Raw genomic sequence first — 16688 nt, 5'->3', positions numbered from 1 at the left:
CCCGAAACGCCTGTCCGGCAGTGTTTTTTCCGGCAGCTTCGGAGCGGCATACAGGGACGCTCCGCCACCAATGAACTTCGCGGCAGCCAATCGTGGGGCTTTTGTCATCCTTGTCGTCGCGGTGATGATGGGGGCGTCGTGGCTCACAGGGTCAATGGTGATCCCGGACCGTCTCCCCGCTCGACCCCTTATTGTTACAGCGGAAAACGACCCTGCCGCACCGCTTCCCACAGGTAATGTCGAAAACGGCGCCACTCTGGCCAATGCCACCTGCTCCCGCTGTCACAGCTTCACGCCGTCCGCGCAGGACTCCGCCGGGCCTTCCCTGTTCGGCGTGTATGGCCGCCCCATCGGCAGACAGCCGGGCTACGCCTACTCCACCGGTCTCACCTCTCTTGATGGTCAGTGGGACGACGCCCGACTGAACGCCTGGCTGCGAAATCCGGCCGCCTTCAGTCCCGGCACCCGCATGTCATTTCGCGGCCTGCCTGACGTCGCCGAACGCGCCAATATCATCGCGTGGCTCAAAACCCTGCACTGACAGAAAAACATCCCTCAACCAGAACGGAATCCACCCATGCCCCACGATCTCGACCAGTTTCTCCGGACGGCTCACGCGCTCGCAGACGTGGCCGGGACCGTCATCCGCCCCTTCTTCCGCTCCCGTCTCGCCGCCTCCGACAAAAGCGATGAAAGCCCGGTCACCATCGCCGACAGGATGGCGGAACGGGTCATGCGCGCCCAGCTTGCGGAGTTGCATCCTGACCACGCGATTCTGGGAGAGGAGTTTGGTCTGCAAGAGGGTACCAGCGCCTATCAGTGGACGCTCGATCCCATCGATGGCACCCGCGCCTTCATCACGGGACGCCCGACGTTCGGCACGCTGATTTCCCTTTCCTTCGAGGACAAGCCGATCATCGGCATCATCGACCAGCCCGTCACCGGCGAGCGCTGGATCGGTGTAGAAGGTCGCCCGACACTGTTTCGCTCCGGATTCGGTGAACAGTCCGTTTTTACGCCTGCCACGACCCGTCCATGCAGCAGTCTGGGCGACGCCGATCTCTCCTGCACCTCGCCTGAAATGCTGGAAGACGCGCCCCGTCCGGTATGGAGCAGGCTGAAAGCCGCCGCCAAGCGGGTCAGCTGGGGAGGCGACTGCTACGCTTATGGTCTGCTGGCTGGCGGGCATATCGATGTCATCGCGGAGTGCGACATGAAGCCATGGGACTGGAGCGCTCTGGTTCCCGTCGTGGAAGGCGCCGGTGGCGTCATGACCGACTGGAATGGCCAGACATTGCGTCACGACGGGGACCGCACCGTCCTCGCCACCGGCAACAGGGCGCTTCACGAAGCCGCAGTTGCCTGCCTTCGTTCCTGAACAACACTCGTTTTCACACACCTTCGGGACGCCCCGTGCAGGTTAATTTCCGCTTCGTGGGAAACGTGCTATGAGGGCGCACCCGTTAGGTTGCCTTCCCCGGCAACTTCGTCTGGATGCTTTGTCCGTGAGGATTTCCCATGATCCCGCAGGCACAAATCAAGCTGCTCCGGGCAATGCCAATCTGGCCGGGGCCGCTTTAACAGCACGAGCGAACTGAATGACTCCTCATCTGTCCCTCCCGAAGGACAAAATCCGCATCCTGCTTCTTGAGGGCGTGCACGACAGTGCTGTCGCACTCCTGAAAGCCAGTGGCTATGAGAGCGTCACCCGGCACAAGGGCGCCCTTGAAGGCCACGCCCTGAAAGAAGCCCTTGAGGGTGTGCATGTGGTGGGTATCCGCTCCCGCACGCAACTGACCCGCGAAGTTCTCGAATCTGCCGACCGTCTTTTCGCCATCGGCTGTTTCTGCATCGGGACGAATCAGGTAGATCTCGACGCTGCCCGTGAACTCGCAATTCCCGTTTTCAACGCGCCCTACAGCAATACGCGCTCCGTTGCCGAACTGGTGATGGGTGAGATCGTGATGCTGATGCGCCGCATTTTCCCGCGTTCCATTGGCTGCCACGACGGTAAATGGGACAAGTCGGCCACCAATAGCTGGGAAGTCCGCGGCAAGACGCTCGGTATTGTCGGCTATGGTTCGATCGGCTCCCAGCTTTCGGTTCTGGCCGAAGCCTTCGGCATGCGCGTCCTCTATTTCGACGTCGTCGACAAGCTGCCGCACGGCAACGCCACGGCCTGCGACACGCTTGAGACGCTTCTGTCCGAAAGTGATGTCGTCAGCCTTCACGTTCCTCAGTTGCCCGGCACGAAGAACATGATCGGCCCCGAGCAGATCCGTCAGATGAAGGCCGGCTCCTTCCTCATCAACAACGCACGCGGCAACGTGGTCGATCTTGATGCGGCGGCCGAAGCCCTGAAATCCGGCCATCTCCTGGGCGCCGCCATCGACGTGTTCCCGGTCGAGCCGAAAGTGGCCGGTGATGAGTTCGTCTCTCCGCTGCGTGGGCTTGAGAATGTCATTCTCTCCCCACATATCGGCGGTTCGACAGTGGAGGCGCAGGAGCGTATCGGCGTGGAAGTCGCCCGTAAGCTGGTCGAATACTCGGATATCGGCTCCACCCTTGGCGCTGTGAACTTCCCGAGCGTACAACTGCCGCAGAGCCCGCGCGGCACGCGTTTCATGCATGTGCACCACAACCTTCCCGGTGTGATGTCGAAGATCAACGACATCTTCTCCAACGAAGGCTGCAATGTCACGGCCCAGTATCTGCAGACAGACGGCGAGATCGGATACGTCGTGGTCGATGCGGAGACCGGAGGAAGCGACGAAAAGGACATGCATCTGCTGTCCCTGTTGCGTGACCTGAAAGGCACCGTGCGCGCCCGCCTGCTCTATCAGGGCTCCTGACGCCCTGCGACAGGAAATGTCACGAAAAAGCAGATGATCAACACGCGAGTCCGTGCTTTTGCTTTTTCAGGGATAACGGCCATTCCGGTCTGGGTGGAAGTCCAGATCGCGAACGGCCTTCCCGCCTTTCTGATTGTAGGATTGCCTGACAAGGCCGTCGGCGAAGCGCGAGAACGTGTCCGCGCCGCCATGACTTCCATGGGGCTGGCTCTTCCTCCCAAACGTATCCTCGTCAATCTCGTGCCTGCCGACCTTCTCAAGGAAGGCTCGCATTTTGATCTGCCCATCGCCCTGGCGGTACTGGCGGCGATGGAAATCATCCCGATAGAGGAACTCGGGCGTTATGCGGCGCTGGGAGAACTTTCACTCGATGGCCGCATCAACCGCGTCCCGAATGTCATCTCAGCCTCGCTCGGTGCGACAGAAATGGAACTGGGCCTGATCTGTCCGGCGGTTCAGGGAAACGAAGCTCTCTTTGGGGGAAACCCCGAAATCCTCGCCGCACCCGATCTTGTCGGACTGGTCAATCATTTTCGCGGCGAGCAGATCCTGTCTCCTCCGGTCTTCGCCGCAGGGCATGAAACCACTCGCACGTTTCCCGATATGGCGGATGTAAAGGGAATGGAGGTCGCAAGACGGGCGCTGGAAATCGCGGCGGCTGGTGGACATTCAATTCTTATGTCGGGAGCACCGGGTTCCGGGAAGTCCATGCTGGCAGCCCGCCTGCCCGGCCTGCTACCGGATCTCACGCCCTCAGAGTCTCTGGACGTGACCCGTATTTACAGTGCCGCCGGTATTGTCAGCGATGATGGAGGACCGGTTCGCCGACCGCCTTTCCGTGACCCTCACCACTCCGCCAGTCAACCGGCCTTGATTGGAGGAGGCGCCAAGGCGAAACCGGGTGAAATCAGCCTTGCCCATCGCGGAGTTCTTTTTCTGGACGAGCTTCCGGAGTTTTCAAGGCAGGCTCTTGAGTCCCTGCGTCAGCCTCTTGAAACCGGCCAGACAACGATTGCCCGTGCGGCTGCCCACATCACCTATCCGGCCCGCTTCCAGCTTGTCGCCGCCATGAATCCCTGCAAGTGCGGTTATCTCGGCGATGCCAGCCGGGAATGTCGCAAAGCGCCCCTGTGCGGTGAGGACTACCTCAACCGTCTTTCCGGCCCGTTGCTCGACCGCGTGGACCTATGGGTCAGCATGCAGCCGCTTTCGCCCGTTGACATGATGACGGCGCCAGACGGTGAAAATACGGCGGCAGTAAAGGCCCGGGTAGCTGCCGCCCGAAGCTTCCAGCATGAACGGGGACAGAGCGTCCGCAATGCTGAAGCCAACCCAGATCAGTTCGAGCTTGAAAATGACGCCAGAACGCTGCTGACGGATGCGGCCAGAAAACTGCGTCTGTCAGCCCGGGGCTTTACCCGGCTTCTGCGTGTCTCGCGTACAATCGCTGATTTTGATACTTCAAGGCTCATTGGCAAGCATCATATTGCCGAAGCTGTCAGCTTCAGACACCGCAGCCGCCTTTCCTGAAAAAGAGCTTCATGACCCACCTTCACACGAAGGCGCACTGAAGACGGGCCATGGCCTGACAGATCAATCAGAGATCGTTGAGGGCGCCTTTGACTTTGCCCTTGATCTCTTCACCTTTGCCTTTGAGCTGCTGCACCTTCCCTTCGGCTTCCAGATCGGCATTGTCTGTCGCCTTGCCTATGCTTTCCTTGATGCTGCCTGCCACTTTATCGGCGACACCCTGCAGCTTGTCTTTGAACTCACCCATGATGTGCTCCTTTTCCGCGTTTACCCTTTTCCTTTGAAAAGAGCCTGTCCTTCAAACGCCGCACAGTCATTCCGGTTTCATCCGGACGCCAGGGGACGCATATTGTCACGGAGTGTAAAGAACGCAGATTCAGCCGACAAAAGACGTGACATTTTGATAAGCCGGAGAGGGGTAGTCAGGCTTCCCTCCTGATGGCAATGTGAGGTAACAGTCCTGAATACAAGCGTTTCTGTTTTCTTCTTCCGGAGACATATTCCCCTCCATGACGGCGTCGCCACGGCCTTCAGCTACGCCCGGAACGAAGAAAGAGCCCTTGCTCGTCGGCACCGGGAAACAGCGGGGTACATCCACTACAAAACGCCCCGCTGTTGACGATGAAGCTGCTGCGACTGGTCGCATCGGGCTGCGTCCTGCATTCATCGCAAAAACAGGAGCCTATCGTAACCTTAAATCGGTGCGGACCCCGCTGGCGCCCAGACAGGTCTTTGCTGACCCCGGCCTGCTGTTCATTCTTGTTTTTTCCGTTCTCCTGCACGCACTTCTGCTGGCTTTCGCCATCTATATGTCGCTGCACCACTCTCCGCGCGGCAATCCTCAGGCGTCTGAAACAGGCGCTGTGGACATGATGTTCGTCACGCCCCCCGCAGAAAGCGGAATGAAAGGCGAACACTCGGATCAGCAGGCTGGCGGCAGTTCCGCAACGAAATCCTCGCAAAGCAGTGATGCACAGCCAGAGCAGGCTGAAGCAGCGGAAGGCACGGATCACCCCACGCCGGAAACTCCTGCGGCTCCGCCTATTCCTGAAGCACCTTCGGATGAAAACTATCCCAGGCCGACCAATGCAGCCGCCCCGATCAATCCGGCCTCCAACAAGGCCGGAAAGGCCAGTCGCCAGACAACGAAACAGTCCCCCCCCCGCAAGCAGACCGCTCGACAGACGCCGACCCATCAGCGCGCGCCTTCACCTTTCGACTCCCTGACCGATCTGTCTCTGGACCAGTCATCAGCGCCGCCCCGCCCCCGCCATCATGGCCGGACAGGCGGATCAGGTGGCCCGATCGACCTCTCTCTCGGACCGCTTGTGCAGAACGGCAATCTGAACACGCCATTTGCCACCCGCAGCACCGTGCGCGGCGTGAGCGATGATTACAGTGAAGAAGTCGATCGCTGGATCAGGCGTCATATGTATTATCCCGAAGAAGCCGCCCAGAACGGCGAGGAAGGTCCGTCCTCCGTCCACGTTGTGCTTGACCGGTCAGGCAGAGTGCGTTTCGTGCGTCTGACGAACCAGTCTGGCTCCTATCTCCTTGATGCAGCGACAACAGGCATGTTCCGAAGCGCCCAGCTTCCACCCATACCGCCCGGCATTACAGGTGATCATTTCGATCTGGATGTAACAGTGAACTACATCCTTATCCGCCATTGAAAAGGCCGCTTTATATCATGGGGTCAGCGGACGGATCACGCTTCTGTCCTTCCCTGTCTCTGATTGAAATCAGCAGAGGCCAAAAGAACTGAGTCTTTTTTATGAAGTTCCGGTCAAAGCCCGCTGATGCGGTCATACCCCGGATTCAGATATGCCGCCCACTCACCGGACAAATTTCGAAAAGAAACGAGGCATCATCAGGCACTCTTCTGAACTAACCATCAATTTCAGAAGAGGGGATGGCGCTGTACAGGTATTTTCCGCGCCGAGAACTGTGTGGCCTCACCAACTCTCAGATATCAGGAACAGCGGAGAAACCAGCCTGTCCCTGCAAAAAACAGACTTCTCAGCGGCAAACCCGTCTGCTGCCGTCCGATGCGATATAGGTCTGGGTCATGGGGTCAAAACAGGCATTCTGTGTGCAGACACCGCCGTTGGTCAGCGGCTGCGGATAAACCGCCTGCCCCATGGCGTTCGCTTCCCGTGCCGACGTTCCACACAGCGGCGTATTCGCTGCTGCGGAAGGATCATTCACCAGTATCTGTCCTTCAGGCGGAGGCGTCTCCGTGACAGTGCCCGGTGGAAAGGTCTGGGGAGGGATACGGCCTGCATGCACGCCTGCCGTTCCAGAAGGATGGTCAGTGCAGCCCGACAGGCTGAAGACAGAAACCATCAGCACCGTCGCCGTCAGACCCACACGGACAGTCCGAAAACGATTGCGGGATGAAAGGACGGCCATGGCGATCTGCTTTCTTTACTCTGTCATGTCAAACATCTGCCGCAGGGAACGATTGGAAGGACTTTCCGTTCCCTGCGGACAGGCAAATCAGGCGTGGCCGACTGTCTGGGATGCTTCGGCGCGACGGGCCTGCCACAGAGCCACGAAATCCATCGGCTGCAGGATGACCGGCGGGAATCCGCCGTCACGCGTGATATCACCAAGGATGTTACGTGCGAACGGGAAGATCAGACGAGGCACTTCAACCAGAAGCAGAGGCTCGACGAGTTCAGCCGGCGGGTTGTTCAGCGTCACGACAGCCGCATAGGTCAGCTCGGCAATGAACACCTTGCGTCCGACAGGACCGCCCTCGGAAGCCGGAGCCTCGTCAGCTTCAGCCTTGATCGTCAGGGCGACTTCAAAATGTGGCTGATCGTTCTGCAGGCGGTTCGCCTGTACATCGATATTGACGGCAATCTGGGGAGCCGCTGTCAGCGCCGTGAAGATTTCAGGGCCATGCGGCACTTCGAAGGAAAGATCCTTCGTGTACTGAAGGTTGACGGCGAGAGGGAGAGCCGGCGGAACGCCCTGATTAACGGTATCAGACATGAGAGTCCTTTTTCCTTCATAGTCGGACGAAATTCGCCCTTGTGTAGTGCTCGGCGGTAGCATGGCGAACCTTGTTCGCCAACCATCTCCCCTCAAAGAGTGGCGGGGGGCACTGTGGGATCAAGCCTGAACCAGGAACCGTTTTCTACGCTGCTACGAGTAAAGGCCAACAAAAAAGCCCAGTGCGACACAACCAGCGTGTCACGCCAGACTGGCGAAGCGGCCATCTCGGCCCGGAACACTTCGGCTCTTTCCTCCACGGCCTCAGGAGACTCGATGGCGGGGCTCCACCACATCTCATCAAGTCCCGAGAAATCAAGCTCCGCCCAGCGTAGCGCCAGCGCCGCCGGAGGGCTGCCGATGTCACAGGAAAAAGCAGCCCGCTCCCGGATCAGGGGATTGATGGTCGGGGTTATGTTCAACGCGCGGGCAATCGGCGCGGCGGTCTGAAGGGCTCTTGTATAAGGAGAGACAATGATGTGTCTGATTCCTTCGCCCACCAGAGCCTGAACAAGGTCATCCGCCTGTTTCCGCCCCAGTTCGGAGAGAGGCGGGTCTGCAATACCGGGGTCTTTTCGCGTTGCGGTGAAGAGCCGGTTGAACTCGGACTGACAATGGCGAAGAACAATCATAGCTCTCAGATAGGGTCAACGCGGGCCTGTCCGCAATGCCAGACAGGGTGGAAAAGGCAATCTTTCATCAGGATGTAAATGTCCTGTTAGCCAAGCAAATATGAGCCGGGTCATTGCATGGCGAAGGAGCGGGTCTTATTCTATGAAACTGATTTCCTTTTGCCGGACGACAACCGTCCCGGCATCCATGTTGGGTGACATTGCTGATGGACGGCTCTCTCGGCCATTTTCCGGTCGATATTGTGATTTTCGCGCTGATTGCTGCTTTTCTTGCCCTGCGCCTGCGCAGTGTTCTCGGCAAGAAAGCCGGCTTTCAGGTCACTCAGGCGCCCCTTCCCGCCCAGCAGCCTCCCGCAGGTCCGGTGATTGACGGAAAGGCGGAGCCCGCTCCCGAAACGCGGCTTGACATTCCAGGCCCCTCCACCCGCGTCGGCGCCTTGCTTGGTCAGGTCGCCCAGAAAGAAGCAGGTTTTGTTCCCCAGCAGTTCATGGCAGGGGTCGAAGGCGCTTTTCGTCAGGTGGTCGAGGCTTACGCGGCAGGAAACCGTAATGTGCTCAAAGAGCGTCTGACGCCCGACGCCTATGTCGCCTTTGAGGCTGCCATCACCGCGCGCGAGCAGGCGGGGGAAACCCAGAAAAGTGAAATCCGTGGAATCGACAGCCTGGCGATTGAAGACGTCCGGCTGAATGATGGCCCCGCCGGAACAGCCGCATCCATAGATGTGAGAGTTGTTTCCGATCAGGTCAGCTTTGCTGTGGACCGGGATGCAAAGCCTGTGACCGGAACGGATGCCGTCACCGAATTTTCTGATCTCTGGACATTCGAAAAACTGCTCGGTGTCGCAGGATCGAGCTGGCGGCTGGCGGCGGCCCGGAGTGCGTGAACCGCAAAACTGAAGGCGCGGCTGACGGAAGGACAGAGCCTGAAAAGCCGTCTCCACCTCCCCGTACCCGCCGGTACCGCATTGGTCAGCAACAGATTGTTCAGGGAGACTGCCTTCGCGTTCTGAAGCGCATGAAGGCCGGGACGGTTGACGTCGTCATCACGTCTCCGCCGTATAACATCGGCCTTGGATACCTTTCTTATAAGGACCGCCGTAGCGAGGCCGATTATCTGGACTGGATGATGGACGTGGCGAGCGCCGTGCGCCGGGTCATGAATCCTGAAGGATCGTTTTTCCTGAATATCGCGGGCACTTCCTCTGAACCATGGCTGCCCTTCGAGCTGGCCGTGCGCCTGCGTGACCTGTTCGTGCTCCAGAATCATATTTCATGGGTAAAATCGATTGCTGTGGGCGAAACATCGTTTGGCCATTTCAAGCCGGTCAACAGCGGGCGCTACCTCAATCGCAACCATGAACATCTGTTTCATCTGACACTGAAGGGCGATGTACCCCTGAAGCGTCTGGATGCCGGCGTGCCGTTCAAGGACAAGAGCAATATTGCTCGCCGTGGTCACGCACAGGATCGACGCTGCCGTGGCGATACCTGGTTCGTGCCTTATGAAACGGTGCGTGACAGACAGCAGAAATTCAACCATCCGGGCACTTTTCCAGTCGCACTGCCTGAGTTGTGCATCCGGCTGCACGGCCAGCCTGCTCCCGTCGTCCTCGACCCATTCATGGGTACGGGAACGACGCTTCTGGCCGCAGCCCGCCTTCAGGCGCACGGCATCGGAATCGAGGTTGATCCTGCCTATGTGGCCATCGCCCGCCAGAGACTGAAAGATCAGTTAGAAGATTGATCTCGATCATTGATCGATTTTCACGATGATTTAAACGAATATAATCGTTTTGACAGTGTGCAATCGTATCCTGCACATACTCGTTACAGACATTTAATTTTGGAGAGAGTTGTGAAACGTATCGTCGCAGGATTGATCGGTGCCGGGCTGGCGGCCTACGGAGGGACAGTCGCCTACATCCAGCATTTCGATCATCAGGGAGGGCCAACCCTCTCGGCGGATTCGCCGACGCTGAAAGATCCGGTAGCAAAAGCCGCCTTTGACGTGCTGCGTGAAGCCCGCTGTGATTACTGTCACACAGAAGGGGCTGATCTTCCCTTCTATTCCAAGCTTCCCGTCGCCAGCATGCTGATGCAGCATGATCTGGAGCAGGGCCTTCGCCATTTCCGTCTGGAACCGGTGATCAGCGCCTTCCAGAAGGGTGACGCTCCCACCGAGGAACAACTGTCCCCCATAGAAGAAGTCATCACGCAGAACCGCATGCCGCCGTCACTGTATCTGCTGCTTCACTGGCACGCGCATCTGAACGAAGACCAGCGCAAGGCCGTTCTCACGTGGATCGATGCGGAACGCCGGACGCATTACGCGGGAAGCGGTGTGGCGGCAAAGTTCGCGTCCGAGCCAGTCCAGCCCATTCCGGAAAGCTGGCCGGTGAACGCCGAGAAAGTCGCTCTGGGCGAGAAGCTGTTTTTCGACAAACGTCTGTCAGGCGACAACACGCTGAACTGCGCAAGCTGCCATGGTCTGGACAAGGGGGGTGTGGACAATCTGGTAACCGCGACGGGTATCGGTGGGCAGAAAGGTCCGATCAACGTTCCGACTGTCTACAACTCTGTCTATAATATCGTGCAGTTCTGGAACGGACGCGCCGCGACACTGGCTGAACAGGCTGCAGGCCCGGTCATGAATCCTGTTGAGATGGGTTCTCATGACTGGAAAGAAGTGGCTGCCAAACTGGCCAGTGATCCGGAATACGGCGCGCAGTTCGCGGCAATCTATCCGGACAAGCCGATCGACAAGGACACCATCACCGATGCGATTGCGGAGTATGAGAAAACCCTCATCACACCAGACAGCAAGTTCGATCTGTATCTGAAGGGCGATGAAACCGCACTGACGGATCAGGAAAAGCATGGTTATGCCCTCTTCAAGAGCATCGGCTGCTCTGGATGCCATAGTGGGGCCGACATGGGTGGCGGCGCTATGGAAGTCATGGGGCTTGAGCACAACTACTTTGCCGACAGAGGCGGCGCCTTCACCGCTGCCGATAGCGGTCGGGAAGATGTCACTCACGATGGACTGGACAAATCACGATTTCTGGTGCCGACCCTGCGTAACGTTGCTCTGACCGGACCGTGGTTCCATGATGGGAGCGTGAAGACGCTGGAAGATGCTGTCCGCAAGATGGCTTACTACCAGACTCCTGACGCGAAAATTTCCGAGCAGGATGTGGCGGACATCACAGCCTTCCTGAAAACCCTGACCGGAAAATACAAAGGCGTGCCACTGGAGCAGGTCAAAGCCTCACCCTGATGTTAATGTAAAATCTGGCCGGCTTTTTCATAGGAAATAGTGGCTGTCGCAATATCGTCCATTTTCAGGGCGATATTGTGCTTTAGTAATCCATTCGGGCTGACACAGGATGACAGACTGCCTCGCCCTCTTGTGATGCTCTTGAACAAACCAGACCGAAGGGCCTGCGACCATTTCCCGCTGGTCCGTGACGTTTCCATTGCTCAGGAGCCTTCCTATGTGACGGATTGTTCTTCTCTGTCTCGCGCTCACCGTGATCGTCTCACTCTCGGCTTGCTTCAGCCCACCATCCGGAAGCCATCGTTCCAACGGCGGTGGCGGCAACCGGGGTGGACCGGGTGGCGGTGGAATGGGTAGCGGGCCACGCGGCTACTGACATCCACTGACAGTAACAGCCTGATGAATGCCTTCAGAGAGTTTTGCTTTCTGAAGGCATTTTTGTGCCGGTGGAACCGGCACCTCGGCAGAAGGCAGAAGGGTTTACAGATCGATTGAGCGTGTAAAAGGGGAAACGCTTTACATTGTTCTTCTTCATCACCTTGCCGTGGCCGACGCCAGGGCCGTTATGACGAGCGATCGTGTCTTCGAGTGATCTCCATGCTCTCGAACAGATCCTGCAACCATAAGGGAATATATGGCTCACAGACCTTCGCGAACTTCATGGCCTGAGATTCCCAGCCGAACAGATAGCATTATGGTTCCGCGAAGCGGGCCTCAGAGAGGGCATGCCACAGACTGGAGAGCCGGATTGCCGTTTATATGCGGCTTGCCGGGAAGCTGGGCAGTTCGTCGAAGTATGTTTCAGGAAATCCATTACGAAACATCAATCGGATACCGGCAAAAGTCATATGACCAGAGAATAACAGGCAGCACTCAAACCGGATGAGGGGGCAGCAAAGCCAGCCCCGTCCCGTGGAAGATCGAAAACTCAGGCTTCGTCTTCGTCCTCGTCGTCTTCCTCGTCATCTTCGATGACAACGGCAACGGTGATTTCCACACTCTCGTCTTCAGCCTGAAGCTTGTCAGCCGTGTCTTCAGCCAGATCTTCATCTTCATAAAGCATGGCTTCGTTGGGATCGTCGGTCCATTTTGTCTCGGGATTCCAGAAGGAGAGATCTCCGTTCTCGGCTTCACGCTGGATCAGAAAGCCGACAACGACTTCATCATCAAGGTTGATATCGTCTTCACTCATGGGGCAGCCCTTTCGTTGCTCCGTTCGATACCCGAGGCATCGCACATTGCGTGGATCAGTATAAGGGGCAGTTTGCTTCAGTGTGATGATATTTTTACGGCGCTGTCTAAAATCATGAAAAGATTTAATATAATCAATATAATGCTCTTTGCCTCGCTTCCGGCTTGCAGTTGCTGTTCGCACAGGTGATGCTTGGGCAGACAGTGATCCGCAATGTCAGGAGCAACCGGTGCGCCGGAAACGGAGTATAAGCGAAGAAGAGCACGCACTATGGACGTCCTTCGTCCGTAGCGTGCAGCCGCTTGCCCTCAATGAACGCTCATCCGGACTTCCCGCCACCTCTCGTCCCACCGCACCGGACAAGGCCCTCCCGGCACGCCGCAACGCAGAAGGCCCCACGGTGATTGACAACGCCGTTCCGGAATCTGTCGCATCACCTGCTTCCAGCCCCTTCATTCAGAGTCACATTCGTTCGGCCGCCTTCATGACAGCAGGAGAAATCGCTGTCGCAAACCATCTGCGCGGTAAGGCGGCCAGGAAGAAACCGGCCAATCCTCCGGCGCAGATCGGCGCCCGGCAGGCGGGGCTTGATACCGGAAGCTGGAAACGTCTCTCGAAAGGCCATACTCCGGTCGAACGAAAACTCGATCTGCATGGCATGACAGCGCAGGCTGCTTTCATGCGGCTGCACGAATTCCTGCGTTCCGCCTACAGCGAGGGCGTCAGATGCGTTGAAATCGTAACCGGACTTGGCTCCGGCCCTGAGGGAGGAGTGCTGCGACGCGAACTGCCGTTCTGGCTCGGTCGGGATGATCTTGGGCGGATGGTTCTGGCTGTCACCCATACGCACGAGGCCAATCGGGGCGCTGTGCGTATCCTGATAAAAAAGCGGCGCTCTGCCCACCGGACCGGACGCTGACCGGAGATTTTCTGACGAACACATTGGTCTTTTCCGGCAATCAACACTTTCCCGGATTCAGCGCACAAAAGCCCTGACCATTCCTCCACTTCACTCGGTGCTGTGCGGCAGCATGTGATAGGGTACCACCCCCCGCTCCTCTCCGCCCGCGTCGATCTGAAAACCTGCCGCAGGAATGGCGCGATGCCGGCAATCCGTACGAATACAGGCCCGACATCCCGGCCCGATGGGAATGATCGTGCGCTCATCCGAAAGATCAAGTCCGGCGGCATATACCAGTTCGGAAGCATGGGAAATCGAGCATCCCAGTACGATTGCCACCCGTCTGGGACGATCAAAATAGGAAGTGCCCGCATGACCGACCGTGCGGGCGACATTCAGGAAGACCGCGTCATCCGTGGTGCGCGAGACCTGCACCTGCAACTCCCCCGGCGTCGCAAAGGCGCGAAAGACATTCCACAGCGAACACAAACCACCAAAGCGTGGAAGACTGAAGCGCGTCGCACTGTAACTCTTGAGAATATTACCGGCGATATCGGTTTTGATAAAATAAAACGGCAGCCCTTCATGAGCCGGGCGCTGGAGGGTCGAAAGACGATGACAGACCTGTTCGAAACTCACTCCGAACTGCCGCTGAAGCTGGTCGAGATCATGTGATTTCATGCGGGCGGACTGCCGGAAGCGTGTGTAGGGCAGCAACAGGGCTCCCGCGAAATAATTGCTCATCCCCACATGCGCCAGATCACGGGCATCGGCAGAGGCCAGACCCGATCGTTTTACCGCGCGATCAAGCAGACGCCCGTATCCCAGACGCCCAACGACCTGCGCCATACAGAACACGCTGCTTTCCGAAGGCACGCCGTCCGCCATGAGAAGACGCCGCCCCCGCTTGTCGAAGCGCCAGATGACCGAGCGACTGTCCAGAGTGCTGTCGGTCAGGGTTTTGACACCGTGGTGATCGCGCAGATAGCGCTCAAGATTGGCTGCCAGAAGACCCTCCGAAAAATCAAGTGTTTCGTAAAGCTCTTCCGCTGCGCGATCTATTTCATCGAAATAGTTCCGCTCACGCTGCACCCAGTCACCCACGGCTTCATAGGGGGAAACCGTTGTAACCGGCTCTGACACGACAGGCACGCCGGACGTATCGACATGCGGGGCGGAAAGACCCGTTCCTGAAAGAGGCATGGCCTGCTGCGGAATTTCAGCACCATTACGTTCCCGAACAACAGTCCGGTAAGCCCGATAAAGCGTAACGAACCGGTCCGCCAGCCCGGACGCCGCCCTCACGGCAGCCTGAAGTTCCGCCGGTCGCAGGGAAGCTGATTTGAAAAGCGGGTCTCCGAGGATTTCTCTCAAAGCCTGGATCTGGCGGATTTCATCGCTGTCGCCAAAATAGCCGGGTGATACATCGAACAGATTGCAAAGCTTTAACATCAAGGGAGACGGAATCGGCCGCTGGTCATTTTCGATCTGATTGAGATAGCTGGGAGAGAGGCCAAGATCCTTAGCCAGATCCTGCTGTGTTTTCCTGATTCTGCCACGCAATTCCCGTATGCGTGGTCCCGCGAAGACTTTACTGACACGTTTCGTCATCTTCGCATCCTTTGCAAAAACAGCTTCTTTTTATCGCTTCAATTCGCTTCGTTCACCATAGCTGAAATTCACGCTTAAGCCATACTCACGTCAGTTTTGGTGAATGAGGCTGACATGCAAACCTACGACATCACGGTTCATCCCGAGAAAGACCGCCTGCCCCGCGAGCAGCAGCTCGCCTGGCATATCGCCGAAGTGGCGGCCGACCCGGTAGAGATTGAAGCCCCTGTCACCGAGATGATCATCAACCGCGTGATTGATAACGCGTCGGTCGCCATCGCGTCGGTCAACCGTCACTCTGTCATGAGCGCACGGGCCGAGGCTCTGGCGCATCAGCGCCCGGGCGGCGCGACCGTGTTCGGCTGTGGACCAGATGTCCGGGTTCATGCGGAATGGGCGGCATGGGCCAACGGAACCGCCGTGCGCGAACTCGACTTCCACGATACATTTCTGGCCGCTGAATACTCGCATCCGGGCGACAATATCCCCGGCATCCTCGCCGTGGCGCAGCAGTGCCAGCGCTCGGGCAAAGACCTGATCCGCGGCATCGCCACGGGTTACGAGATCCAGATCGACCTCGTGCGTGGCATCTGCCTGCACAAGCACAAGATCGACCATGTGGCGCATGTCGGCCCATCAGTGGCATCCGGTATCGGCACCCTGCTCGGCCTGCCGACCGAGACGATCTATCAGTCCGTCCAGCACGCGCTGCATGTGACGACCGCCACACGCCAGAGCCGCAAGGGTGAGATTTCCTCATGGAAAGCCTATGCGCCGTCCCATGCGGGGAAAATGGCCGTTGAGGCTGTCGATCGCGCCATGCTGGGTGAGACTTCGCCAAGCCCGATCTATGAAGGTGAGGACGGCGTGATCGCCTGGATGCTGGATGGAAAAGATGCGCACTACGTCGTGCGTCTTCCGGAACAGGGTGAAGCCAAGCGGGCGATCCTCGACAGCTACACGAAAGAACATTCAGCCGAGTATCAGAGTCAGGCTCTGATCGACCTCGCTTTCAAGCTGGGCAAACAGGTGAAGAACTGGGACGATGTAAAGGATGTTCTGATCGAGACCAGTCATCACACGCATTATGTGATCGGCACGGGCTCAAACGATCCGCAGAAGTTCGATCCGAAAGCCTCGCGCGAAACACTCGATCATTCGATCATGTATATCGTCGCGGTCGCGCTTCAGGATGGTTCATGGCACCACGTCCGTTCCTACGCACCGGAACGCGCCAACCGTGCCGATACTGTGCGGTTGTGGCAGAAGATTCACACGATCGAGCGTCCGGAATGGACGGAGCGCTACCACTCCATCGATCCGAACGTAAAGGCTTTCGGTGGTCGGATCACCATCACGATGAATGATGGTTCGGTCATCTCAGATGAACTGGCGGTCGCCAACGCGCATCCGCTTGGCGCCACACCATGGACACGTCCGGACTACATCAGAAAATTCCGTACTCTGACAGACGGTATCATCACGTCACAGGAGGCAGATCGCTTCCTTGAAGTCGCCCAGCGGCTTCCTGATCTGTCGGCCAAGGAGCTTTACGAACTGGAAATTACGCTTCCTTCTGGTGAAATCAGGAAAAATCCGAAAGTCGGCATTTTCGGGTTTGGTCAGTAACGCACAGGTGGACGGCTTCTGTTTCAGAAAGCCGTCCGTAGCAGACGACAGAACAGGAAAGAGG

The 16688-nt window shown here is 57.9% G+C and carries 16 protein-coding genes; 10 read left to right on the top strand and 6 right to left on the bottom strand.

The genetic code is table 11. The features are described from left to right. Positions 1–70 precede the first annotated feature (70 nt). From A0U92_RS06910 to A0U92_RS06895, 4 genes are all read left to right on the top strand, one after another. Positions 71–541 (top strand): c-type cytochrome, encoded by a 471-nt coding sequence (locus A0U92_RS06910; RefSeq protein WP_077812588.1) that lies wholly within the window; start codon positions 71–73, stop codon positions 539–541. 36 nt (positions 542–577) lie between these two features. Then, positions 578–1378 (top strand): histidinol-phosphatase, encoded by an 801-nt coding sequence (hisN, locus tag A0U92_RS06905; RefSeq protein WP_077812587.1) that lies wholly within the window; start codon positions 578–580, stop codon positions 1376–1378. Positions 1379–1598: 220 nt separating this feature from the next. Then, entirely contained in the window at positions 1599–2852 is a 1254-nt protein-coding gene (gene serA / locus A0U92_RS06900) for a phosphoglycerate dehydrogenase (RefSeq protein ID WP_077812586.1), read from the top strand. A gap of 33 nt (positions 2853–2885) precedes the next feature. Beyond that, positions 2886–4382 carry a YifB family Mg chelatase-like AAA ATPase gene (locus A0U92_RS06895; protein WP_077812585.1) on the top strand — a complete coding sequence of 499 codons (1497 nt, stop codon included), beginning with the start codon at positions 2886–2888 and terminating at the stop codon, positions 4380–4382. Between the two features lie 67 nt (positions 4383–4449). Here A0U92_RS06895 and A0U92_RS06890 read toward each other — a convergent pair whose 3' ends face one another. Further along, a complete protein-coding gene (locus tag A0U92_RS06890) occupies positions 4450–4629 on the bottom strand; it encodes a CsbD family protein (RefSeq protein ID WP_077812584.1) in 180 nt (59 codons plus the stop codon). A 262-nt stretch (positions 4630–4891) separates the two neighbouring features. Here A0U92_RS06890 and A0U92_RS06885 point away from each other — a divergent pair, with 262 nt between their 5' ends. Continuing rightward, a complete protein-coding gene (locus A0U92_RS06885) occupies positions 4892–6055 on the top strand; it encodes an energy transducer TonB (RefSeq protein WP_077812583.1) in 1164 nt (387 codons plus the stop codon). A gap of 346 nt (positions 6056–6401) precedes the next feature. Here A0U92_RS06885 and A0U92_RS06880 read toward each other — a convergent pair whose 3' ends face one another. The 3 genes from A0U92_RS06880 to A0U92_RS06870 form a co-directional block, all read right to left on the bottom strand. Continuing rightward, positions 6402–6728: a hypothetical protein gene (locus A0U92_RS06880; RefSeq protein WP_408736114.1), complete on the bottom strand. Its 327-nt coding sequence runs from the start codon at positions 6726–6728 to the stop codon at positions 6402–6404. Between the two features lie 153 nt (positions 6729–6881). Further along, the gene (secB, locus tag A0U92_RS06875; protein ID WP_077812581.1) at positions 6882–7382 is read right to left on the bottom strand and encodes a protein-export chaperone SecB; all 501 of its coding nucleotides are present in this window, start codon (positions 7380–7382) and stop codon (positions 6882–6884) included. Positions 7383–7474: 92 nt separating this feature from the next. Further along, positions 7475–8014, bottom strand: a complete 540-nt coding sequence (locus tag A0U92_RS06870) for a histidine phosphatase family protein (protein ID WP_077812580.1) — start codon at positions 8012–8014, stop codon at positions 7475–7477. Between the two features lie 206 nt (positions 8015–8220). On the opposite strand from A0U92_RS06870, the gene A0U92_RS06865 reads away from it, so the two are divergent. The 3 genes from A0U92_RS06865 to A0U92_RS06855 all read left to right on the top strand — a co-directional run bounded on the left by A0U92_RS06865 (position 8221) and on the right by A0U92_RS06855 (position 11291). After that, a complete protein-coding gene (locus A0U92_RS06865) occupies positions 8221–8898 on the top strand; it encodes a Tim44/TimA family putative adaptor protein (protein ID WP_077814296.1) in 678 nt (225 codons plus the stop codon). Between the two features lie 131 nt (positions 8899–9029). After that, positions 9030–9758, top strand: coding sequence for a DNA-methyltransferase (locus tag A0U92_RS06860; protein ID WP_187668923.1), 729 nt, complete (start codon positions 9030–9032; stop codon positions 9756–9758). Positions 9759–9869: 111 nt separating this feature from the next. Next, positions 9870–11291 (top strand): cytochrome-c peroxidase, encoded by a 1422-nt coding sequence (locus A0U92_RS06855; RefSeq protein ID WP_077812579.1) that lies wholly within the window; start codon positions 9870–9872, stop codon positions 11289–11291. 928 nt (positions 11292–12219) lie between these two features. Here A0U92_RS06855 and A0U92_RS06845 read toward each other — a convergent pair. Continuing rightward, a complete protein-coding gene (locus A0U92_RS06845; protein WP_077812577.1) occupies positions 12220–12483 on the bottom strand; it encodes a hypothetical protein in 264 nt (87 codons plus the stop codon). A gap of 229 nt (positions 12484–12712) precedes the next feature. On the opposite strand from A0U92_RS06845, the gene A0U92_RS06840 reads away from it, so the two are divergent. Beyond that, positions 12713–13402 (top strand): Smr/MutS family protein, encoded by a 690-nt coding sequence (locus A0U92_RS06840; protein WP_236748301.1) that lies wholly within the window; start codon positions 12713–12715, stop codon positions 13400–13402. Between the two features lie 90 nt (positions 13403–13492). On the opposite strand, the gene A0U92_RS06835 is transcribed toward A0U92_RS06840, so the two are convergent. Continuing rightward, positions 13493–14995 carry a helix-turn-helix domain-containing protein gene (locus A0U92_RS06835; protein WP_077812576.1) on the bottom strand — a complete coding sequence of 501 codons (1503 nt, stop codon included), beginning with the start codon at positions 14993–14995 and terminating at the stop codon, positions 13493–13495. Between the two features lie 114 nt (positions 14996–15109). Here A0U92_RS06835 and A0U92_RS06830 point away from each other — a divergent pair, with 114 nt between their 5' ends. Beyond that, entirely contained in the window at positions 15110–16624 is a 1515-nt protein-coding gene (locus tag A0U92_RS06830) for an MmgE/PrpD family protein (RefSeq protein ID WP_077812575.1), read from the top strand. The last annotated feature ends 64 nt before the right edge of the window (positions 16625–16688 follow it).

Source organism: Acetobacter aceti, assembly GCF_002005445.1.
GTDB classification, from domain to species: domain Bacteria; phylum Pseudomonadota; class Alphaproteobacteria; order Acetobacterales; family Acetobacteraceae; genus Acetobacter; species Acetobacter aceti_B.
Note: the sequence above shows the minus strand (reverse complement) of the source record. Positions and strands in the feature narration are given on the sequence as shown.

Bases quoted from the DNA above. Each gene is read 5' to 3' on its own strand.
- A0U92_RS06870 (WP_077812580.1), bottom strand. From the start codon at position 8,014: ATGATTGTTCTTCGCCATTGTCAGTCCGAGTTCAACCGGCTCTTCACC.
- A0U92_RS06895 (WP_077812585.1), top strand. From the start codon at position 2,886: ATGATCAACACGCGAGTCCGTGCTTTTGCTTTTTCAGGGATAACGGCC.
- A0U92_RS06835 (WP_077812576.1), bottom strand. From the start codon at position 14,995: ATGACGAAACGTGTCAGTAAAGTCTTCGCGGGACCACGCATACGGGAA.
- A0U92_RS06890 (WP_077812584.1), bottom strand. From the start codon at position 4,629: ATGGGTGAGTTCAAAGACAAGCTGCAGGGTGTCGCCGATAAAGTGGCA.
- A0U92_RS06865 (WP_077814296.1), top strand. From the start codon at position 8,221: ATGGACGGCTCTCTCGGCCATTTTCCGGTCGATATTGTGATTTTCGCG.
- A0U92_RS06880 (WP_408736114.1), bottom strand. From the start codon at position 6,728: ATGGTTTCTGTCTTCAGCCTGTCGGGCTGCACTGACCATCCTTCTGGA.
- A0U92_RS06860 (WP_187668923.1), top strand. From the start codon at position 9,030: ATGAAGGCCGGGACGGTTGACGTCGTCATCACGTCTCCGCCGTATAAC.
- serA (WP_077812586.1), top strand. From the start codon at position 1,599: ATGACTCCTCATCTGTCCCTCCCGAAGGACAAAATCCGCATCCTGCTT.
- A0U92_RS06845 (WP_077812577.1), bottom strand. From the start codon at position 12,483: ATGAGTGAAGACGATATCAACCTTGATGATGAAGTCGTTGTCGGCTTT.
- A0U92_RS06830 (WP_077812575.1), top strand. From the start codon at position 15,110: ATGCAAACCTACGACATCACGGTTCATCCCGAGAAAGACCGCCTGCCC.
- A0U92_RS06885 (WP_077812583.1), top strand. From the start codon at position 4,892: ATGACGGCGTCGCCACGGCCTTCAGCTACGCCCGGAACGAAGAAAGAG.
- secB (WP_077812581.1), bottom strand. From the start codon at position 7,382: ATGTCTGATACCGTTAATCAGGGCGTTCCGCCGGCTCTCCCTCTCGCC.
- hisN (WP_077812587.1), top strand. From the start codon at position 578: ATGCCCCACGATCTCGACCAGTTTCTCCGGACGGCTCACGCGCTCGCA.
- A0U92_RS06910 (WP_077812588.1), top strand. From the start codon at position 71: ATGAACTTCGCGGCAGCCAATCGTGGGGCTTTTGTCATCCTTGTCGTC.